Annotated in this window: 17 protein-coding genes, 1 tRNA gene and 2 pseudogenes; 11 read left to right on the top strand and 9 right to left on the bottom strand. The window is 62.8% G+C overall.

Annotated elements, in window-relative coordinates; all coding sequences use genetic code 11:
• The first annotated feature begins 219 nt into the window (after positions 1 to 219).
• The 3 genes from FJ543_RS06865 (at position 220) to FJ543_RS06855 (ending at position 11818) form a co-directional block, all read left to right on the top strand.
• Positions 220 to 8808 (top strand): glucoamylase family protein, encoded by an 8589-nt coding sequence (locus tag FJ543_RS06865; protein WP_140874344.1) that lies wholly within the window; start codon positions 220 to 222, stop codon positions 8806 to 8808.
• A gap of 371 nt (positions 8809 to 9179) precedes the next feature.
• Positions 9180 to 10952 (top strand): glucan ABC transporter ATP-binding protein/ permease, encoded by a 1773-nt coding sequence (locus tag FJ543_RS06860; RefSeq protein WP_015318303.1) that lies wholly within the window; start codon positions 9180 to 9182, stop codon positions 10950 to 10952.
• 104 nt (positions 10953 to 11056) lie between these two features.
• A complete protein-coding gene (locus FJ543_RS06855; protein ID WP_140874342.1) occupies positions 11057 to 11818 on the top strand; it encodes a heme ABC transporter permease in 762 nt (253 codons plus the stop codon).
• 8 nt (positions 11819 to 11826) lie between these two features.
• Here the strand turns inward: FJ543_RS06855 and FJ543_RS06850 are convergent, their stop codons facing one another.
• Complete coding sequence (locus FJ543_RS06850) at positions 11827 to 12885, bottom strand: D-TA family PLP-dependent enzyme (RefSeq protein WP_140874340.1); 1059 nt, start codon at positions 12883 to 12885, stop codon at positions 11827 to 11829.
• Positions 12886 to 13083: 198 nt separating this feature from the next.
• Between FJ543_RS06850 and FJ543_RS06845 the strand changes: the two genes are divergently transcribed.
• Together FJ543_RS06845 and FJ543_RS06840 are read left to right on the top strand one after the other, a co-directional pair.
• Positions 13084 to 13770 (top strand): D-lyxose/D-mannose family sugar isomerase, encoded by a 687-nt coding sequence (locus FJ543_RS06845; RefSeq protein ID WP_140874338.1) that lies wholly within the window; start codon positions 13084 to 13086, stop codon positions 13768 to 13770.
• A 69-nt stretch (positions 13771 to 13839) separates the two neighbouring features.
• The gene (locus tag FJ543_RS06840) at positions 13840 to 14241 is read left to right on the top strand and encodes a hypothetical protein (RefSeq protein WP_015318299.1); all 402 of its coding nucleotides are present in this window, start codon (positions 13840 to 13842) and stop codon (positions 14239 to 14241) included.
• A gap of 30 nt (positions 14242 to 14271) precedes the next feature.
• On the opposite strand, the gene FJ543_RS06835 is transcribed toward FJ543_RS06840, so the two are convergent.
• Both FJ543_RS06835 and FJ543_RS06830 read right to left on the bottom strand, forming a co-directional pair.
• Positions 14272 to 15954: a hypothetical protein gene (locus FJ543_RS06835; RefSeq protein WP_140874336.1), complete on the bottom strand. Its 1683-nt coding sequence runs from the start codon at positions 15952 to 15954 to the stop codon at positions 14272 to 14274.
• A gap of 133 nt (positions 15955 to 16087) precedes the next feature.
• Positions 16088 to 16719: pseudogene (locus FJ543_RS06830) on the bottom strand (hypothetical protein).
• 350 nt (positions 16720 to 17069) lie between these two features.
• Between FJ543_RS06830 and FJ543_RS06825 the strand changes: the two are divergent.
• The 3 genes from FJ543_RS06825 to FJ543_RS06815 all read left to right on the top strand — a co-directional run bounded on the left by FJ543_RS06825 (position 17070) and on the right by FJ543_RS06815 (position 18823).
• Positions 17070 to 17552: a YidB family protein gene (locus tag FJ543_RS06825; protein ID WP_140874334.1), complete on the top strand. Its 483-nt coding sequence runs from the start codon at positions 17070 to 17072 to the stop codon at positions 17550 to 17552.
• Positions 17553 to 17561: 9 nt separating this feature from the next.
• Positions 17562 to 18038 carry a hypothetical protein gene (locus tag FJ543_RS06820; RefSeq protein ID WP_140661918.1) on the top strand — a complete coding sequence of 159 codons (477 nt, stop codon included), beginning with the start codon at positions 17562 to 17564 and terminating at the stop codon, positions 18036 to 18038.
• Between the two features lie 422 nt (positions 18039 to 18460).
• Complete coding sequence (locus tag FJ543_RS06815; RefSeq protein WP_140874332.1) at positions 18461 to 18823, top strand: hypothetical protein; 363 nt, start codon at positions 18461 to 18463, stop codon at positions 18821 to 18823.
• Between the two features lie 327 nt (positions 18824 to 19150).
• Here the strand turns inward: FJ543_RS06815 and FJ543_RS06810 are convergent, their stop codons facing one another.
• Positions 19151 to 19711 (bottom strand): EF-hand domain-containing protein, encoded by a 561-nt coding sequence (locus FJ543_RS06810; RefSeq protein WP_140794040.1) that lies wholly within the window; start codon positions 19709 to 19711, stop codon positions 19151 to 19153.
• A gap of 146 nt (positions 19712 to 19857) precedes the next feature.
• Positions 19858 to 20008: pseudogene (locus FJ543_RS31805) on the bottom strand (IS110 family transposase); the annotation flags it as partial.
• Positions 20009 to 20289: 281 nt separating this feature from the next.
• On the opposite strand from FJ543_RS31805, the gene FJ543_RS06800 reads away from it, so the two are divergent.
• Positions 20290 to 20565 carry a hypothetical protein gene (locus FJ543_RS06800; protein ID WP_140874330.1) on the top strand — a complete coding sequence of 92 codons (276 nt, stop codon included), beginning with the start codon at positions 20290 to 20292 and terminating at the stop codon, positions 20563 to 20565.
• 87 nt (positions 20566 to 20652) lie between these two features.
• Here FJ543_RS06800 and FJ543_RS06795 read toward each other — a convergent pair.
• The 3 genes from FJ543_RS06795 to FJ543_RS06785 form a co-directional block, all read right to left on the bottom strand.
• Positions 20653 to 20726 (bottom strand) — tRNA-Gln (locus tag FJ543_RS06795).
• Complete coding sequence (locus FJ543_RS06790; RefSeq protein WP_140874328.1) at positions 20712 to 20900, bottom strand: hypothetical protein; 189 nt, start codon at positions 20898 to 20900, stop codon at positions 20712 to 20714. Before FJ543_RS06790 ends, FJ543_RS06795 begins: the two co-directional genes overlap by 15 nt.
• A 3-nt stretch (positions 20901 to 20903) precedes the next feature.
• Positions 20904 to 21836 (bottom strand): lysylphosphatidylglycerol synthase domain-containing protein, encoded by a 933-nt coding sequence (locus tag FJ543_RS06785; RefSeq protein WP_140874326.1) that lies wholly within the window; start codon positions 21834 to 21836, stop codon positions 20904 to 20906.
• Positions 21837 to 22188: 352 nt separating this feature from the next.
• Here FJ543_RS06785 and FJ543_RS06780 point away from each other — a divergent pair, with 352 nt between their 5' ends.
• Entirely contained in the window at positions 22189 to 23550 is a 1362-nt protein-coding gene (locus tag FJ543_RS06780; protein ID WP_140874493.1) for a Ppx/GppA phosphatase family protein, read from the top strand.
• A 25-nt stretch (positions 23551 to 23575) separates the two neighbouring features.
• Entirely contained in the window at positions 23576 to 24373 is a 798-nt protein-coding gene (locus FJ543_RS06775) for an RlmE family RNA methyltransferase (protein WP_015318290.1), read from the top strand.
• A gap of 132 nt (positions 24374 to 24505) precedes the next feature.
• On the opposite strand, the gene FJ543_RS06770 is transcribed toward FJ543_RS06775, so the two are convergent.
• Positions 24506 to 25927, bottom strand: coding sequence for an MFS transporter (locus tag FJ543_RS06770; RefSeq protein WP_140874325.1), 1422 nt, complete (start codon positions 25925 to 25927; stop codon positions 24506 to 24508).
• Positions 25928 to 25931: the final 4 nt, after the last annotated feature.

The following is a 25931-nucleotide window of genomic DNA, read 5'->3' as shown; positions in this document are numbered from 1 at the left end:
CTGACGATGGCATCACGAAAAAGCCCGAATCCTCTCCGTCGATCGGTCCCGACGGGAGCGAGGGGCGCTCGTCTTTGAGTTGGTCGAAAGATGACGCTCCGTCGTGGTGCGGAAACAAACTTTCGGCATAGGGGTTGATGCAGCCGATTGCATTTGAACCGGTTTTAGGGCCATTGCCGTGGCGGTGACGCCGCTGAGTGCCCGCTTACGGAATTTTCAATGAATATTCAGACGAATCCAGCCCAGATCGAGAAGACAAGCGCGAGCTTCCCGGCCATCACGGAAGAGCCGATACGATCGGTATTCCTGCCGGAGGAACGGCTCCGGCTGCTCGGCGAGAGCCTGGCCAAGGGCGATCTGACGGATCTGTTCGGCCTGATCCCGTTCGACTTCCAGGCCCGCATCCGTGACAGCGCCAAGAAGATCCTCGAAGTCTACCGGTCGACCAATGCCGCGCAGGGGAGGGGCGAAACCATCACGCCGGCCGCGCAGTGGCTGCTCGACAACAACTATCTGATCGAGGAAACCATTTTCCAGGTCAAACGCGACCTGCCGCGCCGCTTCTACCGGCAATTGCCAACGCTGAAACTGCCCGACGGCGGCACCGTGCCGCGCGCATTGGCTCTGGCCTGGACCTATGTCGCGCATTCCGACAGTTCCGTCTCGGCGACCATGTTCAAGTCCATCGTCCAGGGTTTTCAGTCGGTCGAGCCGCTGAAAATCGGCGAACTCTGGGCACTGCCGTCCCTTTTGCGCTTCGTGCTCATCGAAAACCTCCGCCGCCTGGCGGTCAGGGTCAACCGCACCCGCCAGATGCGCCAGATCGCCAACGACGTGGCCGACAAGGTGCTGGCGACCGACGACAATCCGGACCGGCAGGCGATCCTTGCCAATTTCAGCGCGCATGCACAGGACACCACCTTCGCCACTCAGCTGCTCTATCGCCTGCGTGACGGATCGCAGAATGCCGGCAAGGCGCTGGAGTGGCTGGAAGGCGAACTCGAAAAGACCGGCTCGGATGCCGAGGAAATCATCATTTCCGAGCACCAGACGCTGTCCAGCGGCAATGTGACCACCGGCAACATCGTTCGCGGCCTGCGCCTCATCAACGACGTCGACTGGACGGTGTGGTTCGAAGGCGTCAGCCGCATCGATACCGTGCTGCGCGAGCGCACTGATTTCGCCGCGCTCGACTTCTTCTCGCGCGATCAATACCGCACCGCGATCGAGGAACTGGCACGCCGCTCGAACCTGTCGGAGTACCGTGTCGCCGAAAAAGCCATCGAACTAGCCGGCCATGCTGTCAGCGAAACCGTCCCGGAGAGCGGTGAGGGGGTTGATGCCCAAGCTGCATCCGTTCACACCGATGTCGGTTTCTATCTCGTTGGCCCGCGTCGGCTGGAACTCGAAAAGACGATCGGTTATCGGCCCACGATCAGCCAGATCGTCAAGCGGACCTTCGCCAAGACCGGATGGCTTGGCATCGTCCTGCCCGTCTTCGCCCTGACCGTCCTGCTGCTCGTCCTGTCGGGCAACGCCCTTTCCAATCTCGGCCTGTCGGTTCCGTCCATCGTGCTGATGCTGGCCCTGTTTGCCGTGCCGGCCAGCGAAGGCGCGCTCGCTTTCTTCAACACCGTGGTCTCGCTCTTCCTCAAGCCGACACGCCTGATCGGCTATGACTACAGGCACGGCGTGCCGCCCGAGGCGCGCACCCTGGTGGTCGTGCCGTCGCTGATCGGCTCCCGTGACGATGTCGAGGAAAACATCCGCAACATCGAAGTGCATTACCTTGCCAATCTGGCGGACGAGATCCATTTCGCGCTGCTTTCGGATTGGCCCGACAGCAAGATCGAGATCGATGCGGCCGATACCGAGATCCTCGACTTCGCTCGCGCCGAAATCGCCCGCCTCAATGCGCGCTATCCCTCCGAAGGCGCGCCGCGCTTTTACATCCTGCACCGCCGCCGGCTCTACAATGCCGCTCAAGGGTCCTGGATGGGTTGGGAGCGCAAGCGCGGCAAACTGCACGAACTCGATCTCTTGCTGCGCGGCGACAGCGATACCACCTTCCTGCCGCTCGAAGTGCCGCTGCCGGAAAAAGTCGTCCATGTGATGACGCTCGACGCCGATACCCGCACCACCCGCGATGCGGTATCGAGCCTTGTCGGCAAGCTTTGCCATCCGCTCAACCGTCCGCATTTCGACGCCACCAGGCGCGTCGTCACCGCCGGCTATACCATCCTGCAGCCGCGCATCACCGCTTCGCTCACCAGCGGCGACGAAGCTTCGTTCTTCCAGCGCGTGTTCTCGGCCAATCGCGGCCTTGATCCTTATGTCTTCGCTGTTTCGGACCTCTATCAGGACGTCTTCAGCGACGGGTCCTTCACCGGCAAGGGTCTCTATCATGTCGATGCCTTCGAGGCCGCTTTGCAGGGCCGCATCGAGGAAAACACCATTCTCAGCCACGATCTGCTCGAAGGCGCGCTGGCGCGCGCCGCGCTGGTCACCGACGTCGAACTGGTCGAAGATTACCCGACCCGCTACTCGGTCGATGCCTCGCGCCACCATCGCTGGGCGCGCGGCGACTGGCAGCTTTTGGGGTACATCTTCAACCCGCGCTCCGGCGTTCCGGCCCTGTCGCGCTGGAAGATGGTCGACAATCTGCGCCGCTCGCTGACGCCGATCTTCTGGGTGATGGCGGCGATCGCCGGCTGGACCTTGCTGCCCTTCACGCAGGCCGCGCAGTGGCAGGCCTTGCTGATCCTGAGCCTGTTCATGGCGCCGACCTTCGACGTCGTCAACGCCATCCTGCCCAAGAGCGGCGACCAGACGCCGCGCGGCCATTTCTCGGCGCTGGCGCGCGACGTCGCCTTCGGCACCGCCATGGTGGCGCTGAAGATCGTGCTGATGGCACATAACGCCTGGATGATGGGCGATGCCATCGTGCGCACGCTCTACCGGCTGTTCGTCAGCCGGCAGAACCTCCTGGAATGGCGCACCGCCTCGCAGGCGCACAAGGCCGGCGACAACGATGTCGGCTCCTACTACGGAATGATGTACGGCGCCGTGATCATCGGCTTTGTCGGCCTCGCCATTCCGGTGCTGGCCGATTCCACCGGTGCCTTCGTCGCCTTTTTCTTTGCCTTGTTCTGGATCGGCTCGCCGGCGATCGCCAGCTGGATCAGCCGCTCCGCTGAAACCGAGGATCGGCTGCGCATATCGCAAGCCGACATCCACACGCTGCGCACCGTGGCGCGCCGTACCTGGCATTATTTCGAGAGCTTCGTGACGGCAGAGCATCACAATCTGCCGCCCGACAATTTCCAGGAGAGCCCCGCGCCAGTCGTGGCGCCGCGCACCTCGCCGACCAATATCGGCGTCTACTTGCTCTCGGTCGTCTCGGCACGCGATTTCGGCTGGATCAGCCTGTCCGATGCCATCACCCGCATCGACGCCACCATGACCACCATCGAGAGCATGCCGCGCCATCGTGGCCATCTCTTCAACTGGTACGATACCACGACGCTGAAGCCGCTTTATCCGCTCTACATCTCGGCTGTCGACAGCGGCAATCTCGCCGGCCACCTGGTGGCGGTGGCGGCTGCCTGCGCCGAATGGGCGGAAGCCCCTTCCGTCCACCTGCAGGGCGATTTCGAAGGCATCCTCGATACGGTGACCATCCTGAGCGAAAGCCTCGATGAACTGCCCGACGACCGCCGCCAGTTGCGCCCGTTGCGCCAACGCCTTGTCGATCGCCTCGACGGCATGCGTCGCGCGGTTGAGACGATCAAGGCACAGCCGGAAATGGCCTCCATCCGCACCATCAACCTGGCGGTGCTGGCCGGCGAAATCCGCAAGCTCGCCACCGCCATTCACACCGAAGCCGCATCGCCGCAAAGCGACGTCATCGTCGACTGGACGGCACGGCTCGAAACCACCTGCGAGGCGCACGTCCACGACGCCCACAGCGACGAGAACGCCGTCGAGGCTCTGCGTGCCAAGCTGCTCACCTTGCGCGAGCGCACCCGTCGTTTCGCCTTCGAGATGGAGTTCGCCTTTCTGATGCGGCCGGAGCGCAAGCTTTTGTCGATCGGCTACCGGGTCGAGGAACATCAGCTCGACGAAAGCTGCTACGACCTTCTCGCCTCCGAGGCGCGGCTGACCAGCCTGTTCGCCATCGCCAAGGGCGATCTGCCGACCGAACATTGGTTCAGGCTTGGCCGCCCGATCGTCGAGATCGGCTTCCAGGGCGCGCTGATGTCGTGGTCCGGCTCGATGTTCGAATATCTGATGCCGCCGCTGGTGATGAAGGAGCCGCAAGGCTCGATCCTCAACCAGACGAGCAAGCTGATCATCAAGCGCCAGATGCAGTATGGCCGGCAGAAGAATGTGCCGTGGGGCATTTCGGAAGCGGCCTACAACGCCCGCGACCGAGAACTGACCTATCAGTACACCAATTTCGGCGTGCCGGGGCTTGGGCTGAAGCGTGGCCTTGGCCAGAACACGGTGATTGCGCCTTACGCGACCATCATGGCGGCGCAGTTCAACCCGCGCGAAGCGGTGCAGAATCTGACCCGGCTGCGCGAGATCGGCGCGCTTGGCCGTCATGGCTATTACGATGCGGTCGACTTCACGCCGCAGCGCGTACCGGAAGGCACCAACCACGCGGTCGTGCTGAACTACTATGCCCACCATTCGGGCATGTCGATCGCCGCCGTCGCCGACGCCATCTTCGAAGGTCGCCTGCGCGATCGCTTCCACAGCGATCCGGTCATTGAATCGGCCGAACTGCTGCTGCAGGAGAGGGCGCCACGTGACATTCCGACCGCCACCGTCCGCACCGAGGCCGACGAGCGCTCCAAGGACGAGACCGAGACCGAGAGCCCCGACACCCGCATCGTGCTCGATCCCGCGCGAGCGCTGCGTTCGACCAATGTGATGTCGAATGGCCGCTATTCTGTAATGGTGACCGCGACCGGCTCCGGCTACAGCCGCTGGGGCGATCTTTCCGTCACCCGCTGGCAGCCTGATCCGGTCGAGGATCGGCTTGGCTCCTACATCTTCCTGCGCGATGCCGCCACTGGCGACTGGTGGTCCGCGACTTCGGAACCCAGGCGCGCGGCCGAGGAAAAGACGCAGGCCCTGTTTTCCGATGACAAGGCGAGCTTCGTGAAGCTGGTCGGCACGCTGCGCTCCGAAGTGGAGTGCATCGTCATCTCCGAGGGCAATGGCGAAGGCCGTCGCATCACGCTCTACAATGAGAGCACATCCGACCGTCACATCGAGGTGACGTCCTTTGCAGAACTGGTCCTGGGTTCGGAAGCTTCCGACAACGCGCATCCGGCCTTCTCGAAAATGTTCGTGGAAACGGAAATCGCCGCCAACAACGGCGCGATCTTCGCCACGCGCCGCAAGCGTGAAACCAGCGAACCGGATGTGACGCTGGTGCATTTCGTCACCGATCCGTCGGGACCAGCGCGTGATGCCGAGGCCGAGACCGACAGGCGCGCCTTCATCGGCCGTGGCCGCACCATCGTCGATGCCGCCGCCTTCGATCCAGGCGCCAGGCTTGGCGGCCATTCCGGCTTCACGCTCGATCCCATCGCCTCGCTGCGTCGTCAGGTGCGCGTGCCCGCCAACAAGAAAGTATCGCTGACCTTCTGGACCGTCGTCGGGGCAAACCGTGCCGAGCTGGAGGAGGCGATAAGCCGGCTAGACCATCAGGAGAGCTTTGCCCGGCAGGCGATGCTTGCCTGGACGCGTAGCCAGGTGCAGACCCGCCATATGGGCCTCAGTCTGACCGACGCGGCCAATGTGCAGAAACTGGCGCGCTATCTGATCTATCCCGACCCGTTTTTGCGGCTGCCGGCCGAGTCCATCGCTTCCGGGTTAGGCAAGCAGTCGAGCCTATGGCCGACCAGTATTTCGGGCGATTACCCGATCTTCCTGGTCAGGATCGGTGACGTTGCCGATCTCGAGATCGTAGCCCAGGCGTTGCGCTTCCAGGAATACATGCGCACCCGCGGCATGATGATCGACTTCGTCGTCGTCAACGAGCAGGCTTCGTCCTATGTCCAGGATCTGCAGCGCGCGGTCGAGACGCTGTGCGAAAACAGCCGCTTGCGCGGCAAGGAACTCGGACCCCGCCAGCACATTTTCGCGGTGCGCCGCGACCTGATGGAGGAAACCACCTACAAGACTCTGCTCGCCGTCGCCCGGGTTGTGCTGCATACACGTAACGGCACCATCTTCGACCAGATCGAACGGGCCGAGGCGGCCGCGCTGCAGGCGCGCGATGGCTTGCAGCCGGCAGGATTGCCGGGTTCGCGCGAAATCGCGGCGCTCGCACCGCAGATGCATGCATTTGCCTCGCAGGCTGTGGCCGACGTCAGCGCCGATGGCTCCGGCCTAAGCCTGTGGAATGGTTTCGGCGGCTTCGACGGCGACGGGCGGCACTATGTGGTGCGCCTGGCTGGCCGGCGCACGACGCCGCAACCCTGGATCAACGTCGTCTCCAACGCGTCGTTCGGCTTCCACACCTCGGCCGAGGGAGCGGCCTTCACCTGGAGCCGCAACAGCCGCGATTACCAGCTGACGCCATGGTCGAACGACCCGGTGTCCAATCGGCCGGGCGAGGGCATCTATATTTACGACCAGGCCAGCGGCAAGGCGTTCTCTCCGCTCGCAGCGGTGGTGCGCGATCCCTCGATGACCTACGAGGCTTGGCATGGCCAGGGCTTCTCGACCTTCCGCTCGAAGCGCGGACCGTTGTCGATGGACCTGACCCATGTCGTCGATCCCATCGATCCGGTGAAGATCACGCGGCTGCGCATCCAGAATTCCGGCCCGGTACCGGCTCGGCTGCGCGTCTATGCTTACGCCGAATGGGTGCTTGGCGGGCATCGGTCGCGCACCGCGGCAACCATAGTGCCGTCCCGCGACGGAGCCACCGGCGCGTTGCTGGCGCAAAATCCCTACGGGCTCGATTTCAGCGAGCGGGTGGCCTTCCTCGCCGCCGACACCGGCGTCCACTCGGTGACGTCAGACCGGGCCGAATTCCTCGGCCGGCACGGGTCCAGCGAGCTGCCACAGGCGGTGCTGAGCGGTTCGGCCCTGTCGGGTCGCGTCGAGGCCGGAGATGATCCTTGCGCGGCGATCGCTCGCGACGTCGAGATTCCGGCCGGCGCCGACGTCACACTTATCTGGCTGCTCGGCGATGCCGATTCCGCGGCGCAGGCGAGCGCGTTGGTGCAGACGCACCGGGGCAAGGACTTCGACCAGCGCCTGGCCGACAATGAGCGCGAATGGCGCGCCTTCCTCGACACCATCCAGGTCGAGACGCCGGACAAGGCACTCGATGCCATGGTCAATCACTGGCTGCCCTATCAGAGCCTTGCCTGCCGCATCCGCGCCCGCTCGGCCTTCTACCAGGCAAGCGGCGCCTTCGGCTTCCGCGACCAGTTGCAGGACACGCTCGCCTTGCTGGCGCACGACCCGACGCTGGCGCGCGACCAGATCCTCAACGCCGCGCGGCGGCAGTTCCCGGAGGGCGACGTGCAGCATTGGTGGCTGCCGCGCACCGGCGCCGGCGTGCGTACCTTGATCTCCGACGACGTGGTGTGGCTCGCCCACGCCACGTCCCGCTATCTCATGGTGACCGGCGACGCCGCCATCCTGAAGGAGCAACTGCCTTTCCTCGACGGACAGGCGCTGGGTGAAGGCGAGCACGACGCCTTCTTCACCCCGGAAATCTCGAAGAAGACAGTGTCGCTCTACGACCACTGCGCGCGTGCGCTCGACCTTGCCATCAAGCGCAGCAGTCCAGCCGGCCTGCCGCTGATCCTTGGCGGCGACTGGAACGACGGCATGAACCGTGTCGGCGAACACGGCAGGGGCGAGAGCGTGTGGCTGGGTTGGTTCCTGTTGAAGACGCTGGGCGACTTCGCCGCGGTCGCCAAGACCGAGGGCGACACCAAGCGCGCACAGGCCTGGGCAAAGCATGCCGACGCGCTGAAGCGGGCACTCGAAAGCACGGCATGGGACGGCGAATGGTACCGGCGCGGCAGTTTCGATGACGGTACGCCTTTGGGCTCGCGTACATCGCAGGAGTGCAAGATCGACTCCATCGCCCAGTCCTGGAGCGTGCTGTCGGGCGAGGGCGACCCGGCGCGGTCGACCACGGCCATGCAGCAGGCGACGAAGCTGCTCGTCGACGACCGTCTCAAGATCGTCAAACTGTTCACGCCACCCTTCTCGAAGACACAGAAGGACCCCGGCTACATCAAGAGCTATCCACCTGGCGTGCGCGAGAATGGCGGCCAGTATACCCACGCGGCGACGTGGTTCGTCATTGCGCTGGCCGAGATGGGGCAGACCGATGAAGCTTATCGCTGCTTCTCAATGCTGAATCCGGTCAACCACGCGTTCGACGAGGCCTCGGCCGAGCACTACCGCGTCGAGCCCTACGTGGTGGCGGCCGATATCTACGCCGGGGACGACAAGGGAGGTCGCGGCGGCTGGACCTGGTACACCGGCTCGGCGGGCTGGCTTTATCGGGCGGCGGTCGAAGGCATCCTGGGCATCGAACGGCGCGGCAAGCAGATCACATTCCGGCCGAAGCTGCCCAGCCACTGGGATGGCTACCAGGCTTCACTCAAGATGCTGGGCGCCGAGATCAAGGTCCAGGTCATTCGCGACAAAAAGGCCAAGACGATCTCGCTCGAAGTCAATGGTTCGAAGACAAAATCGACGTCCTTCGCACCCAAAGCTGGTGACCAGACCGAGGTCGTGGTCAAGATACCGGCATGAAATCAACCATTTAGTGATTAGATCGCGCGTCCTCCAGGACGCGCGATGCCGTGCATTGTTTACTTGCGCGCGGGGTGCCGACGACGTTGGCCAGCCGCCCGGACGAAGTCATGCCGGCCTGCCGTGATTAAAAATGTGGCACAGCTCGACCACTGCCATGATTTTGCCGCAAGGCTGACATTTCACCTTTTATCTCAAACTGTTAGGTGATCACGCCAGATTTCGTATCGTCGTCATCTTTTGTTCGCTAAATGGGAACGGAAGAGATAGACGGGCATTGTTTTGCGACGCATCAACCGTTACGTGTCAGGAAATGGTGCGGTGCACAATATTGGTATTGGGCACAATAGAACGTTGGCGGAGTAGCTGAAGTGTCACTTCTGCAGATCTATTGGAGAGCGCTGGGGTATCTGGCTGCCGACAAGAAGCGCGTCGCGCTGATCTGTTCGGCCAACGTCGCTCTTGCAGCCATCGCGATCCTTGAGCCGATCATGTTCGGCCGGGTCATCGACGCGATTTCCGCGCACGGTTCGGTTTTCTCCACGCTCGCCGTGTGGGCCGGCCTCGGCGCCTTCAATGTCATGGCTTTCGTCCTGGTGGCGCGCGGCGCCGACCGGTTCGCGCACGCCCGGCGCAGCGAAGTGCTCTGTCAGTCGTTCGAGCGCGTCATAACCATGCCGCTCGCCTGGCATCATCAGCGTGGCACCTCGAATGCCCTCCACACGCTGCTGCGCGCCGTCGAGACTCTGTTCAGCCTCTGGCTTGAATTCATGCGCCAGCACTTGTCGACCGCTGTCGCGCTCGTTCTGCTGGTTCCGACGGCGCTCAGCATGGATGTGCGCATGTCGATGGTTCTGCTCGTGCTCGGCGTGCTCTATGTCGGCATCGGCCGCCTGGTGATGAAGCGCACCAAGGAAGGCCAAGCTGCGGTCGAGCGCCACTATCACAAGGTATTCGCGCATGTGACGGACTCGGTGAGCAACGTCGCCGTGCTGCAGAGCTACAACCGTCTCGGCTACGAGGCCGAGGCGCTGCGTGGCTACGTCAAGAACCTGCTCGACGCGCAGAACCCGGTGCTCGACTGGTGGGCTATCGCCAATGCGCTCAATCGGCTGTCGTCGACGATCTCGATGATGGTGGTGCTTCTGATCGGCGCTTACCTGGTCACTCATGGCCAGCTGCGCATCGGTGACGTCATCGCCTTCACCGGCTTCGCCACGCTGCTGATCTCACGGCTCGACCAGATGTCGGCTTTCGCGAACCAGATTTCGGAAGCTCGCGCCAAGCTCGAGGATTTCTACAAGCTCGAGGACTCGGCCGCCGATACCGCCGAGCCGGATGGTCTGCGCGACCTTGCCAACGTCACCGGCCATGTCCGTTTCGAGGATGTCAGCTTCGAGTTCGCCAATTCGGGGCAGGGCGTCAGCGACGTGTCCTTCGAGGTGCAGGCCGGCCAGACCGTCGCCATCGTCGGACCGACGGGTGCGGGCAAGACCACGCTCATCAACTTGCTGCAGCGCGTCTTCTCGCCGTCCAGTGGCCGTATCCTGATCGACGGCATCGATACCCGCACGGTGACCCGCAAGTCGCTGCGCCATTCGATCGCCACCGTGTTCCAGGACGCCGGGCTTTTGAACCGCTCGATCGAGGACAACATCCGCGTCGGCCGCGCCGATGCGACCAACGACGAGATCCATGCCGCCGCCACCGCGGCCGCGGCGCAGGATTTCATTCTAGCCAAGAGCAATGGCTACGACACGGTGGTCGGCGAACGTGGCGGCCAGCTCTCGGGCGGCGAGCGCCAGCGCATCGCCATTGCCCGTGCCGTGCTGAAGGATGCCCCGATCCTGGTGCTCGACGAGGCGACCAGCGCACTCGACGTCGAGACCGAGGACCGCGTCAAGGAAGCGATCGACGAATTGCGCCGCGACCGCACCACTTTCATCATCGCCCACCGCCTGACCACCGTCCGCGACGCCGATCTGGTCGTGTTCATGGACAAGGGCAGGGTGGTCGAGATGGGTGGCTTTGCCGAACTGTCGCTGCGCAACGGCCGCTTCGCCAGCCTGCTGCGCGCCGGCGGCCTGCTCAACGACGAGGAAGTCCGGCGCCTCAGCCGGTCGGTGCAGGGCGAGGCCGCCTGAGCCGTTAACGGTTCCGCCTTCTCCCGAACGGGAGGAGGCAAGACCAGAGCTGCGACACCGCTGCTCGATTGCCCCAAACGCATCGGCGGTCTATGTAAAGTCGCATGAGTGACATCACCTCACGCCTGAGCGGCTTCACCGATCTCGCCAATCCAACGCGGTTCGTCGGGCTTGCAGACAAGCTTGTGCCGTGGCTGGCGGCGCTCGCCGCGCTCACCCTCGCGATTGGCCTCTATATGAGCTTCACCGCGCCCGAGGATTTCCAGCAGGGTATCACCGTTCGCATCATGTACATCCACGTGCCTTTCGCCTGGCTCGCCATGATGTGCTACACGCTGATGGCGGTCTCCGCGCTTGGCACGCTGGTCTGGCGCCATCCGCTGGCCGATGTCGCGCTGAAATCGGCCGCACCCATTGGAGCGGTGTTCACCGCGCTGGCGCTGATCACCGGTTCGATCTGGGGCAAGCCGATGTGGGGCACCTGGTGGGTGTGGGACGCCCGCCTGACTTCTGTCTTCGTGCTGTTCCTGATGTATCTCGGCATCATCGCGCTGACCCGTGCGCTGGATGATGCCAGCCGCGCCGCCTGGGCCGCCGCTATCATCACGCTGGTCGGCTTCATCAATATCCCGATCATCAAATTCTCGGTCGACTGGTGGAACACGCTGCACCAGCCTGCCTCGGTGTTCCGGCTCGGCGGCCCGACCATCGACCCGAGCCTGCTCTGGCCTCTGCTGGTGATGGCTGGCGGGTTTACCGTGCTGTTCTTCGCGCTGCACCTGATGGCAATGCGCACCGAAATCCGCCGCCGCCGGGTGATAGCCATGCGGCGGGTGGCAGCGCGGCAGGCGGAGCGTCCGGTCTAGCTAGAATCTCATGTCATCAGCCCGCGTGCCGCCACTGGCAGCGTTTCGAGAACCTTCTCGCCGTCTATCAGATTGACCTCGTTGAACAGGTTGGTGACGACGCAGCAGTGGTCCGGCACCACGCGCACGCGTTCGCCAATGCGCAGCCTGCCGTCGCCAGAAAGCGTGACCGTGCCGTGCTCCTCGCTCAGCCCCGTCACCAGCGCTCCGGGGACGCCCATCAACTCTCCAAAGTCCTTTAGCCCTAGCGTATCGCTGGACAGGGCCTTGCTGCCGCTATCGAGAATGGCGCGCGTCGCTGTCGGATGGCTGACCACCGTCGCAAGCACCGTCAGCGCGCAATCGTCCAACGTGCCGACGCCTTTGGCGACCTGGTAGCGATCGAGATAGATGTAGGTTCCCGGGCGATACTCCGTGACGACGGATGCATCGGCGGAGCGCCATATATCAGGCGTGCCGCCGCTCGATATGCGCTCGCAGGCAAGCCCCGAAGCAGCCAGCGCCTGCTTGGCGGTGGCGAGCCAGGCTTCCGCTTCAGCCGCGCGGCCGGCGGCCGGATAGGTCATCAGTCCGCCGAAGGTGAGGCCACCTGCCTTGTCGATCATCCTTGCCAGCGCTACCGCTTCATTGGCTGTCTGCACGCCGCAGCGACCCATGCCGGTATCGCATTCGACCAGCACGGGCAGAGGATGGCCGGCATCGGTGAAAGCTGCCGCGAGCCCTTCCAGCGTGTCCATGCTGTCGGCGGTCACCGACAGGGTCACGCGGCCATGCAGCGCCTTCAGCCGCTCGAGCTTGGCGCGCCCCAGGATGTTGTAGGGAAGAAAGATATCGGTCAGCCCGGCGTCGGCCATTACCTCGGCCTCGCCGATCTTCTGGCACGTGATGCCGACGGCACCTGCCGCCATTTGCTTCTTCGCCCAATAAGGCAGCTTGTGCGTCTTGATGTGCGGCCTGAGCTTCAGTCCGTTCTTGTCGGCATGAGCCTGTGCACGAGCAATGTTGGCTTCGGCGCGCGCGACGTCGATCAGGATCGAAGGCGTATCGAGGTCATGGATGGTCGGCATCGGCTATCCCTGTGCAATTCGCAAGGGTTATGAGCCTCAAAGCACGCGATGTCACGCGGCCAGCGGGCCGCGATCTGTTGGCCATGGGTGGCACGCGCAAGGCTCCAACAGGCAGGGCTCGATCAGGCAAGGTGGATCGACACCGCACCGGCGTTCGGCTATGCGATTGTCGGAAAAATCGACACGAGGGTCATCATCATGAAACGCTCCGCCATCAACGACATCATCCGCGAAGCCGACGCTTTCATCCGCTCGTTCGGCTATATCATGCCGCCCTTCGCCTACTGGTCGCCGGAAGAGATGAAGGCGCGCCAGGTCGATTCCTCGGCCATCTTCACCTCGCGGCTCGGCTGGGACATCACCGACTACGGCCAGGGCAAGTTCGACGATCTCGGCCTGTTCCTGTTCACCGTCCGCAACGGCCGCTACGAGGACATGAAGAAGGGCATGGGCATGCTCTATGCCGAAAAGATCATGATTTCGCGCAAGGAGCAGATGTCGCCGATGCACCGGCACAACATCAAGGCCGAGGACATCATCAACCGCGGCGGCGGCAAGCTGGTGCTTGAACTGTTCATGCATGACCGCGACGGCGGCATCGACCCCAAGGCCGAGGTATCGGTGCCGGTCGACGGAACCATCCACAGGCTGCCGGCGGGCGGACTGCTGAAGCTCGATCCGGGCCAAAGCGTCACGCTCTTGCCCGGCGTCTGGCACGCCTTCTGGGCCGAGAGCAAGGATGTCCTGATCGGCGAGGTGTCGACCGTCAACGACGATCGCACGGACAACGTCTTCCGCGAGCCGATCGGCCGTTTCGCCGATATCGAGGAAGACACACCGCCCCTGCATCTATTGGTGGCGGACTACGACAAATGGCTGGGCTGAGGGCACCCGTCTCAACCCAATTCGCCCCCGATTTGCGGGCCAGCAACTAAGCCCGAGGAGAAATAAGTCTTGAAATCAGCTCTAGTTCTAGCCATTGCCGCCTTGGCGGCGCTCAGTTTCGGTATGCCGGCCCAGGCGGCGGGCTTCACCAACATCGTCCTTTCCGCGACGAAGGACGGGGGAACGCCTCAGAGCAACTTCCCTGTCGAGACACCGGCGATCTACGTCTCGGCTGACCTTGTGGATATCGCGCCAACCTCGAAAATCACGTTCTCCTGGGTCTCGGTTGATTCCCACGGCGCCGCGCCGGAAAACTATACCATCGACAAGGTCGACCTCGACGTAGGAGCCAACAATCAGGCTGATTCACAACTCAGCAAACCAACGGCGGGATGGCCGGAGGGCACCTATCGGGTTGATTTGGCCATCGATGGAACGGTTGCTGAATCGGTGCCCTTCAGCATTCCATGATTGAACTGCCCGGGAAGGGTGCGATGGGCATCAAGGACAACAGCTGAGTGCCGATTGCACGCCCGTCCGGCACAGGCACGATGAGCTGATCGGCACATCGGCCTTGGCCAGCGCCGTGGCGAGTTTTGCCTGCAGTACAGGCAGCTCTTGGCTCTCGCAGCGCCCCAAACATTCCACCAGCCCGTGCAGCGCCCAGACATTGTCCGGGTGCCGGGCGCAGCGCTGCACATTGCCGCTCAGGCCGAGATCGTCGCGATAGGCCTGCTCGGCCTCTTGCGCGTGGCCCTGGTCGAGAAGCAGCGCCGCCAGCGCATGGCGCGGCGGGTGCATCCACGCCCACGGCTCGGTGTAGGACAGATTGTCGTCCAGCTCGACCGCGTGCCTGAGATGGTCATAGGCCTGCTCGTGCAGGCCCTGATGATAGGCAAGCTCGCCGTCGAGCAAGGCGGCACCGACGGCGAGCGAGGCGCGGGCCGGGTTGCTGAGAAAACGCCGCTCGGCTGGAATGCCTTCGAGATGCTGGTGGAAGCGTTCACGCTCGCGCTCGGCGTCGGTGAATTGCCTCAGCGTCGCATGCGCCACGCCCTTGGCGTAATGCTGCATGGCCGCCGTCAGCACATAGAGGCCGGGCTCTTCGGTTGCCGGCTCGTCGATGATTTCCCGCCAGCGACCGAAGCGCACCAGCACGTGCGATTTCATCGCATGATAGCCTTCCACGGTCTGGGTGAGTTTGGGCCGATCCTGGATGGCGACCACGTCACGCGTCACCAGGCTGCGCACCTTGTCGGCGGCCCACAGCGCCGGCTGGTACTGGCCCGACAACATGCAGGTGAACATCATCAGGTGCAGATCGTGGCAGCAGCCGAGCAGATAATAGGTCGGCTCATTGGCGTAGGCGATATAAAGGTCGTTGGCCCGAACCGCCTTTTCGCTGGCGAGCTTCGCCTTCTCATACTCGCCGCACAGCACATAGATATGCCCCGGCATGTGGTTCATGTGCCCGGCATCGGGGCACATCTCGCCGAGCAGATCGGCCGAGCGCATGCCGCGCTCCGGCTGGGTCGACATTTCCAGCAGATGGATGTGCAGGTGGACGATCGCCGGATGCTGGGCGGTGCCGGCCTCGTCTGCGAGCAGGATTGACCGCTCGCAAACCTCCAGCGCTTCGACGACGTCGGAATTCGGCGCCGGTTCACCGGTCTTGAGATTCCACAGGCGCCGCACCGTGCGCATCATCAGCGCCTCGACGAGAAGCGCCATCACATCGTGATCGTCGGGAAAGTTTTCATGGACCCGCCGCATTGCGGCGGCATAGGCGTCGTCCCATTGCTCGAATTCCTGTGGCATCACCCGGTGCGGTTTCTGGAAACGGCAGGCCAATGCCCCGATCAATTGTCTTTCGACCTCGCTGGCTGCAACCGCACTGGCGCGCGCGAGCTGGACATGCTCGAAGCAACGCTTCGTCGCGCTGTTTGCCTCGGCCTCGCCATGCTCCTTCCAGGTCAGATTGTAGAAGGGTCCGGCTGCATAGGCGATTCCCCAATGAACCATCGGGCAGTCCGGATCGGTCTCCAGTGCCTTCTCAAAGCACTTGATGCCTTCCTCATGGTTGAAGCCGTAGCACCAGTTAAGACCGATATCGAACCAGCGCTGGGTCTCGGTGGAGCGGGTGGAGATCGGGCGGCGGTAGGCGCCGAGATTGAAGCGATCCATGGGGTCTCATTCAAGTCTGGTTCGCCACGAGCCAAGCCCTGGCCAGATTCTTCGCGATCAATGTGTTCCGAAATTCGTAGCCGTGGCAAACACCATGGTTTGGGGTGAGTGTGAAGAGCGGCAGCGCGCCGTCCTAGTCGGTTGCTTCGGGCGCCGCTTCGTCTTGCCAGCCGCTAACTCCGGCAGGTCGTCAAGCCAACTTTTCTCGGTTATCACGGCATCGCCGGCCCGCGGGGCGACCTCGGTGGCGTTTTGAATCAGCCAGTCCACCCACTTCCGATAGGCAACCGGGTCCATCCGGGGCGGCAGCACCTTGGCCTTGAGCAGCATCCTCTTGCGGAAGCTGGTTTGCCTGCGCAGTTTGGTCGTCGTGAACTTGATAGCCTTGCCTTGGTATTCAACCGTCCAGCGGTCGCCCCCATGACCGACAAGCCTGTCTACCGAGAAACCGGCATCGACCGGTCTCTCCCGCCAGGGAAGCTCGATGGCGTTCCTCCTCAGATCGAGAACCCATCGCCTGTAGTTGGCCCCGGGACGCAGGGGCGGCAGCACGCCGGCCTGTTCGAGCATCTTCCGTCGGAAGGTAGGCTGCTTCTTGAGCTGGCCGGTCGTCAGCTCGATGCGATGTCCACGGAATTCGACATGCCAGCGGATCCTCCCATTGCCGACATACTTCACCAGCCTGTCGATAAAGAACTCGCCATCGGCAAGCATCACGCAGCCTTGGCTGATGCTTTCGACGATGAACTCGGTGTCAGTGACCATCAGGCGGCCTTGCAGGATTTGTTCGCGAAGCGTGGCGACAGCGATGTGCCGGATTTATGCACCAGATAAGTGTTCCGGTTCCGATTTTCGCTAAGTGACCATTTTCATTGAAAAATGCTTGGCTGGGGTTCCTGGAAGCTTTTCGAACTTTCTGGGTCGCGCCTCAGCCTGAATTGCGGTGCTTATGGACAAAGTAGGATACTAGATTCGGGTTTGTGAGGCATCGACTTCCTGGCGCCTTTGCCCACCTCATGTGCACGTCCGGAGGTATCCACCTAAGGTTTGGTGGCCAATGCGGAACTTTTGGCAGGCCGAGAGCTTCTCCAAGCTCGAGACCACAGGAGGAACGAGTGGCCAATCTTGGAAGACTTGCGATCGCTATGCTGGGGGTCTTGGCTTATCAAAACCGCGACAAGATCGCAGAGATGATCCGTGGAGCGGGAGAGCGCGATGCAAACAATCCGCAAGGGGGGATACTGGACCAGGTGTCCAAGGGCGTTGCCGGCACCGCGCTTGGCGATATTCTCGACCGTTTTAAAAATGCAGGTGCTGGCCCGAAGGTGGACTCCTGGGTTGGCACCGGGCCGAACGAGCCGATCGAGCCTCATGAGGTGGAAAAGGCTATTGACGCGCAGACGCTGGAGGCACTTTCAACGCAGACTGGCCTCTCGCGCGAGGAGCTCATTGCGAGGATCACCAGGGATCTGCCGGACGCCGTTAACCAGATGACCCCAAACGGCAAGCTGCCAGCAGATCACCGAACGAACGACTCGGTCGAGCCGACCCTACTAGACGACGTGCCACGGACAGGGAGCGGGACGCCGAAGCAATAGGAACAGGCTATGAGATATGGTCCCCATATTCTGCTGAGTTTACTTGTCACCATGGTGCCCACGTCGCTGCTCGGTGCTCAGGGATGGCAGGGCTTCGGGATCAAACATCTCGGCTTCGTGTTCGATGTCCCCCCGGGGTTTGTACTTACCCAGCGCTCCGACCAAGGGGCAGCCTTCGAGGGCAAAAACAAAGCGTTTCTCGCAGTATGGGGGGCGCAACTCGGCAAGGCGAGTTTTCGCACCGAGATAGAGCATCGCATGGCAGTGAATGAGCACGACGGCTGGAGGTTGACCTATAAGCGAGTGACCCCGCAATGGGCCAGCTATTCTGGGCTGAAGGACGGCCAGATACTGTATGTCCGGGCCGTCAAAGTATGCGACGGCCGCGCGGCATTGTTTACGGCCACTTATAGTCGTGACGAAAAGCTCCCCTACGATCCCATTGTCGTTCGCATGGTAAGATCGCTAAGGGCCGATGGTTGTTAACCAAGCTGTATACGACCCGGCTGGATGGCGCTGCTTGCATGTCCTGCTGGTAGGGCATCGCATCGATCTCCAGAGGCCAGTCCGATCAAAGCGACGTCAACGGTTCTACGCCTCCTGGTTGTCCACGCTTGAGAGTCACGGCCCTGGACGCGACCGCTCGCCGGCGAGGCCCTTCGCTGCCGGCATCCGTCGAGACGGGTACGCGTGAGCACGGCATCGAAGCTCCAGGAACAAAGTGGTTCCGCTAATGTTGGGAGAAGAATTAGCGGAGACTAATATGAAATTCTTACCCGTTCTGGAACCGTGCGACACATGGGCGGTATTCGACACCACGAGCGACGAACCGGCCGAGTTTGCAGGTGAGTGCCTCATTGGTCTGACAAAGGCCGCCGCTATTTGGCTCTCGGCAAGAGCCAGCGACGATGAAAGAAGAAACCGTTGCCGGCATGCATCGAGCATCAGCGTACTGGGTAGCGGTGGGTTTCTTCAGCAGCAACCGAGTGAACAGTCGTGGGGTGATGAGTGACGAGGCCATGGCCGCCGTATTGGCCTCACGCGATGATGAAGTGCAGGTCCTCGGTGTATTCGACGCAGCGAACAAGAAAGAAGCCGCCCTTGAACTTCGCCGTCTTGGAGAGGCAGTTCACTTTTTGGCCAACGCGTCGGTATTGGGCTACGACGTTCGTTCTGCGATAATCTTTCATGGAGTTGCGGGAGCGCCAAACTTGAGGGCGAAACAATGTGAGCAACTTTGGGCGAAACACGGCGCGCTGCTGGTAAAGTAACACTGCAGTTCTTGATGGAAGGCTTGTCGGTGACGGGCTGGCCCGACTGTGTCTGCGAGTCCTGACGGCTGGCCCGGGCCTCGCCCGATCCGGCTGCTTTACGGATGACTGCGTTGAAAGGATCCATGTGAGGACATCTGGCCGGATGCCCCGATCAACTTGACCTCAGGTCACTGGATGGACGATTGGGAACCGGCAGCGTGCTCGGGGGGAGAACGCGCCCACGGCCGTATTGCCTCTCCCCAAAGCGCCTCATGGCGCCTGTGGTGTTCGCCAAACTCCGAGCCGCTTTTGACTAGCCGGATTTCAAGCTAAGACACTAGCCAATCACGGCATTTCTTCACGACCGCCAGAGCCATGCGAGAAGGACTGGATTTCATCCATGTCGATCTTCCCGTCACCGTTCTGGTCGATTGCAGAGAAGATTCTGCCGACAGCCTCCTGGACCTCGTTCTCGGACAGCGATCCGTCACCATCCGTGTCCAGAAGCGCCAGTACAAGTCGCATCCCGGTGCCGCGCATCATGCGAGGACCATGATTTCCGACCATTCCATGCTCACCGGCCGGGCCGCCATTGCGGTGCCGCTGCCAACCGTCTCGATGACGAGAAGCTTCCTCTTGACGGTTGTCACCCTCCTCCTGCCGATTGTTACCTTCGTTAAAGCTCCGATCCTGTTGCATTCTCTCCTGGACGGCTTGCTCAATCATCTGGCGAATCATTTCATGCGTCGGCCCACCCGTCTGTCCGCTCACATCCGGCAGTTGCCCAGCTCCGGGCTGTTGGGTCGCGGGGGTTGGTGCAGGTGTTCCGTTCGTCTGGGCGAGCGCAGGGAAGGCCGCGAACATCAAAGCGGCGGCCGCGGTGGTCGTGCAGCGTGGAAATCTCATGACATGCTCCATTGGTTGGTCGTGGTCTGCCTCAAGCTGATTGGCTGGCCCCCAACTTGGAGTTCATTCCGATTGTTCCTCCCTGGAGATCGGGTCACGATGAAGTTACACGACCATGGAGTATGGGCTTCAACATACTGTGCCGACAGCAGCCGCACGTCATGGCCACGTGCAGTCAATTCTCGCCCAACAATGCAATGAGCTGCAGGCTTCGGTCCCGACCAGGCAGCGTGGCAGGCCCTCGAAGAATGGCAGCACGCGCCCACGCGTCAGCTTCCTGCGAACGACAATCTCACCTCGTGGACTTGCAGAATCGGCAGCTGCGGCGGCCTCATGCGAGCCGGCCGGGGCGAAATCATCCGTAGGACATCCAGTTTGGCTGGGGAACCTGGATCTTCGGTAATCCGGCCGACGATGTGGTGACGCTGGAACCCTAACCGGCCGGATCCTCGACGCCGACCAGAAGCCCGCCGCTCGCCACGGCGGGCTTTTCACTTGCCTCGCCGTTCCCGTCATACTCGACCGGACCGAGGCGCTGCACGAAACCGAGAATTCATAATCTTGTTGCAGCGTAGGGAATGAACAAGAAAACGAAGATCATTTCTTATGCCGTGGTGCTGGCGTGCCTCGCCTTCGCAAGCTGGCGGCTTATTTTGCTTGTCTCGGCCGGCCAGTGGAAGGGAAGATTCGGCGGCTGGAGAGAATGTGAAACGTTTTGGTGCTATTCGACGGGCATCTTGTCTTATGCGAGCGTGGTTGCGTTCTGCCTCATCGCGCTCTACCTGTTGCGCTACCGCGAAAACTATGTCGCGAAGCTCTATCGAGACTACCACGAAATGAAGGGAAAGGGCTGATGCCCCGCGTGAGACATCCATTTGGGTGTAACACCTAGCAATTTCTAATGTTCGCTAAGCAGCTGAAAAAAAACGATTAAAGAGGTGTGGCTGGGGAACCTGGATTCGAACCAGGACTAACGGAGTCAGAGTCCGTGGGTCTACCGTTAACCTATTCCCCAGCAGGCGTGACAATCACCGTAAAAGTGAAAATCGCGCGGGCCGAACGGCTGAGCCGCTTGAGCGCTGCCTTGTAGCCGCCAGTGGAAAATAGTCAAGTCTGCTTTGCGGTTCAATTGCCAGGTTTCATCACCGGTTCCGAACACCAGCTTTTCCGGTGGCGTGCGAACCTCCAAGCCTCAGCTCTCCTTGCGGCTGAACTGCGAGCGTTCGAAGAACAGCACGATGCCCAGGCCCAGAAACAGCGGGACGATGAGATAAAACAGCCGGAACACCAGCAGCGCCGCCACCACGCCGACCGGGTCCATGTCGGAAAGCCCGGCCAGGAACACCACCTCGAAAACGCCGAGGCCGCCTGGCGCGTGCGAAATCTGGGCGACCGAGAAGGAGACCAGGAAGACGCCCAGCACGACGAAATAGCCGGGATTGTGCACCTCGGGCAGGGCGAAGAAGATGATCGCCGCGGCCGCGAGCAGCTCGATCGGGCCGATCAGCAACTGCCTGGCGACGATCGGCAGCGCCGGATAGTGCAACTGAAACCCGGCGATCCTCAGCGGGCGCAGGTGCAGCCAACTGCCGAATACATAGGCTGCGATGAGGACCAGCATCGCAATGCCTGCCGCCTCCGACAGGCCGTGATGGGCAATGCCGGAAAAGCGGTCGATGATCCGCGGCTCGAACACCAGCACAAGGCCGGAGGCGAGTAACGTCGACAGCACGAAGGTTATCCAGCAGATCGCCACCAGCACGCCGACTTCCTGGCCGGTCAGCCCCCTTGTGCCGTAGGCACGGTAGCGAATGACGGCGCCGGAGAACACCGAGCCGCCGATATTGTGCGACAGCGCGTAGGTGGTGAAGGAGCAGAGTGTCACGAACAGCCACGACACCTTCTTGCCAATATGCAGCAGCGCGATGTGATCGTAGCCGGCGAGCGCGGCATAGGCGACGACCGAGCTCAAGCCCGCCAGGATCCAGCCACGAGTTGGAATGGCCGCCAGCCCGTCCCAGACGTCGTCGAGCGAGATGCCGCGCAATTCATGCCAGAGCAGCAGCAGCGAGAAGATCACCGCGCCGATGCCGACGACCGGCCAGAAATAGCGTTTCCAGTTCATTGCCCGACCGCCATGCGTTGCGTATCCGCTTCCTTTCCATCGAGAGGCCGTCCGCCCCGGATTCCCCATTCATTTCAGAAATGCCTCATTGAAGCCGGCTATTCAACCGCGAACACTTGTCGCGCCTGATGCCATCCCTGTTTGCCGGGCGGCGCGACGGTGTTGCGCTACCAGCCCAGCCTTGCCGGTGCATTACGCCAGTGCAAAAACAGGCCCGCGCACCCAGCCGGCAAAATTCAGCATGCGGCTCTTGGTGATCGGGCACGGCGCTGTTAGTCTGGCGGCAACTTGAAACATGCCAAAGCGCCTGCTGCGTCCTTCACCGGTTCGCGCGGCGCCGGAAGGAACGACAGTGGAAGACCGCGACACCGGCGCAGGCGCGCCGGAGGTGGGCGCGTCCAGCGCTTCCCTGGGGCCATCAGGCCCGGGGACAGCCGGTTGGCAGCAACGCCGCCCAACGGAGCCTCGCTCCGTGAATGGGCAGGCTGGCGACGCGACCCAGAAGGGCAAGCCCAAGAAACGGCGCAAGCGAAGGCGTGGGCGCAAGGTTTTTGCGCGTGACGAGGCGCGCCCAGGGGACAATCTATCGCCGGTGCAAGGCAGGCCTCATGTCGCGGCGGTGGATTTGAAGCCTGTTGCCGCAGCGACAATCTCGCCCGCCGCTGCATTGCCGCGCCCCGAACAAGGCAACCGCCGGCCCCCGGTGCACGAGCTTCCCGTCTTCGCCGCGCTCGACCTCGGCACCAACAATTGCCGGCTGCTGGTCGCCGTTCCCACGCGTCACGGCCAGTTTCGCGTCATCGATGCCTTCTCGCGCATCGTCAGGCTGGGCGAGGGGCTCACCGCCAACGGCCGGCTCGGCCAGCCGGCGATGGACCGCGCGGTCGAGGCGCTGAAGGTCTGCGGCGATAAATTGCGCGGTCGCAAGATCAGGAAGGCAAGGCTGATCGCCACCGAAGCCTGCCGAACAGCCGAAAACGGCGTGGAGTTCCTCGATCGCGTCGAACGCGAAGCCGGCCTGAAGCTCGAGATCATCGACCGCCAGACCGAAGCCCGCCTTGCGGTTTCCGGCTGCGGTTCGCTGGTCGAGCGCGACACGCAGGGCGTCGTCCTGTTCGACATCGGCGGCGGGTCTTCCGAGATCGCCCTGATCGATCTCACCGGCCGCCGTTCGCCGCGGCTGGCCAATCACATCGTCTCGTGGACCTCGCTGCCGGTCGGCGTCGTCTCGTTGGCGGAACGCTTTGGCGGCCGCACCGTGACGCGCGAGATATTCACCGCCATGGTCGACGACGTCGCCGGCAGGCTGGCCGCTTTCGATGGCCGCGATCGGTTGAGCCATCTCAAGGCCAGCCCGAATTTTCATCTGCTGGGCACTTCGGGCACGGTGACGACGCTGGCCGGCGTCCATCTCGACCTCGAACGCTACGACCGCCGACGGGTCGACGGCCTGTGGATGGACCGCGACAGCGTCGACCGCATGGTGGAGAAACTGGTCGGTTGGGATTTCCAGCAGCGCTGCGCCAACCCCTGCATCGGCGCCGACCGCGCCGATCTCGTGCTGGCCGGTTGTGCCATCCTCGAAGCAATCCGCGCCGTCTGGCCCTCGGAACGGCTGCGCGTCGCCGACCGGGGCTTGCGCGAAGGAATATTGAGTGAGCTGATGGCCGATGACGGCGTCTGGCGCAATGACGGGCGTGCCAGGGCATCATGATCATGCTCAAACAAGAAATCAGGCAATGACGAAGAAACCGGAAAAGCCAGGATCCGCCAGCATTCGCGTGCTGAAGACGCGGATCAAGAAGAAAAGCGGGCTGAAGGAATCGTCGCGCCGCTGGCTGCAGCGCCACATCAACGATCCCTATGTCCAGCGCTCCAAGGCCGACGGCTATCGCTCGCGCGCGGCCTACAAGCTGATCGAGATCGACGACAAGCACCACCTCTTGAAGCCCGGCATGAAAGTAATCGATCTGGGTGCCGCCCCCGGCGGCTGGTGCCAGGTCGCGGCCGCGCGCACGAAATCGACGGCCGAAAACCCGCATGTCATCGGCATCGATTATCTCGAAATGGACGCCGTGCCCGGTGCGCCGGTGCTGCTGATGGATTTCCTGGACGCCGACGCGCCGCAAAGGCTGGCCGAGGCGCTGGGCGGGGATCCGGATGTCGTGCTGTCCGACATGGCGGCGCCGACCACCGGGCACAAGCGGACCGACCATATCCGCACCATGCATCTGTGCGAGGTGGCGGCCGATTTCGCGCTCTCGGTCCTCAAGCCGGGCGGCCATTTCCTCGCCAAGACCTTCCAGGGCGGCGCCGAAAATGAGTTGCTCTCGATGCTCAAGAAGAATTTCCGCTCCGTCCATCACGTCAAGCCGCCGGCCTCACGCGATGAATCGGTGGAGCTCTATCTGTTGGCCAAGGATTTTAAGGGGCGAGAGTCCGGTCCGCCGCCAGGCGGATCGGAACGTCCAGTGGACGTTCCGAAGGACTCGAGCGCCCCGAGCCATAGCGAAGGGCCGGGGGACGCCGACGGCTGAAAGGCCAGCCCCCCGCCGGTCCGCCGCCAGGCGGAGCGGAACGTCCAGTGGACGTTCCGAAGGACTCGAGCGCCCGGAGCCATGGCGAAGGGCCGGGGACGCCGCGGCTGATCGCTCTACGGCGACTTTGCCTCACTCTCCCGGCGATCTGACGGGTTCCAGCGTCTTCGGCGTCGTCAGCCGGCCATGGCCGGAGACGGCGTTACCGGCGTCGGGCGCCATCCGCATGAACGACAGCGACGCCGCCGCCGACACCGCCGCCACGATGAAGAAGGCGGTATGGAAGTCGCGCAGCGTCAGCGGGCCGCCATGGATCGAGATCGAGACCTCCAGAATGCCGCCGGCGAGCGCCACGCCGAGCGCGATCGAGAGCTGCTGGAACACCGCCGTGATCGGCGTTGCCTTGCTGGTATCCTCGGCCGACACCTCGGCATAGGAGAGCGCGTTGACGCCGGTGAAGAACATCGAGCGGATGAAGCCGCCGACCAGCAATATGGCCAGCATCAGCGCATAAGGTGTTTCAGGGGTGAAGAGGCCGTAGATGGCGATCGATGCGGCAGCGACTAGCGAGCCGACGATCAGCACGCGGCGAAAGCCGACAACGCGGAAGATCAGCGCGGTGACGAATTTCATGCCGATGGCGCCGATCGCCGAGACAAAGGTGATCATGCCGGACTGGAACGGTGTCAGCCCGAAACCGATCTGGAACATCAGCGGCAAAAGGAACGGCACGGCGCCGATGCCGATGCGAAACAGCGAGCCGCCAAGCACCGACGAGCGGAACACCTGGTTACGGAACAGTTCGAGCGCCAGCAGCGGATTTTTGGCGCGGCGCGCATGCATGAGGTAGAGCCCGCCCGACAGCAGTCCCACGGCGATCGTGATGAAGCCGGTCGCCGGCGGCAGATAAGGCAGGCTGACCACCGACAGGCCAAAGACGACGCCTGAAGCGGCCAGCCCGCTCAGGACGAAACCGACGAAATCGAGCGGCGGCGTCTCGGTTGCCTCGGTTTCCGGCAGGAAGCGAGTGGCAAGCCAAATGCCGATCAGGCCGATCGGGACGTTGATCAGGAAGATCCAGTGCCAGGTGAAGTAGGTGGTGATGAAGCCGCCGATCGGCGGACCCACCAGCGGGCCGACCAGCGCGGGAACGGTCAGCCACGACATGGCGGCGACCAGTTCGCTCTTGGGCGTGGCGCGCACCAGAACCAGGCGCCCGACCGGGGTCATCATGGCGCCGCCAATGCCTTGCAGGAAACGCGCGACTACGAAGGCGGGCAGCGAACCGGAGAGGGCGCACGCCACCGAACCGGCAATGAACACTGCAATCGCGGCACGAAAGATGGTCTTGGCGCCGAAGCGGTCGGCCATCCAGCCGCTGATTGGAATGAAGATCGCCAGCGACACCAGATAGGCCGTCAGCGCCAGTTTGAGCGCGATCGGGCTGGTGTGGATGTCGATGGCGATCGCCGGCAGCGATGTCGCGATGACGGTCGAATCCATGTTTTCCATGAAGAGAGCGACCGCCAATATGAGCGGAATGGTGCGGTTCACAAGA

It is taken from the genome of Mesorhizobium sp. B2-5-7, from assembly GCF_006440875.1.
Taxonomy (GTDB): Bacteria; Pseudomonadota; Alphaproteobacteria; order Rhizobiales; family Rhizobiaceae; genus Mesorhizobium; species Mesorhizobium australicum.
This window is presented reverse-complemented; position numbering and strand designations above follow the sequence as displayed.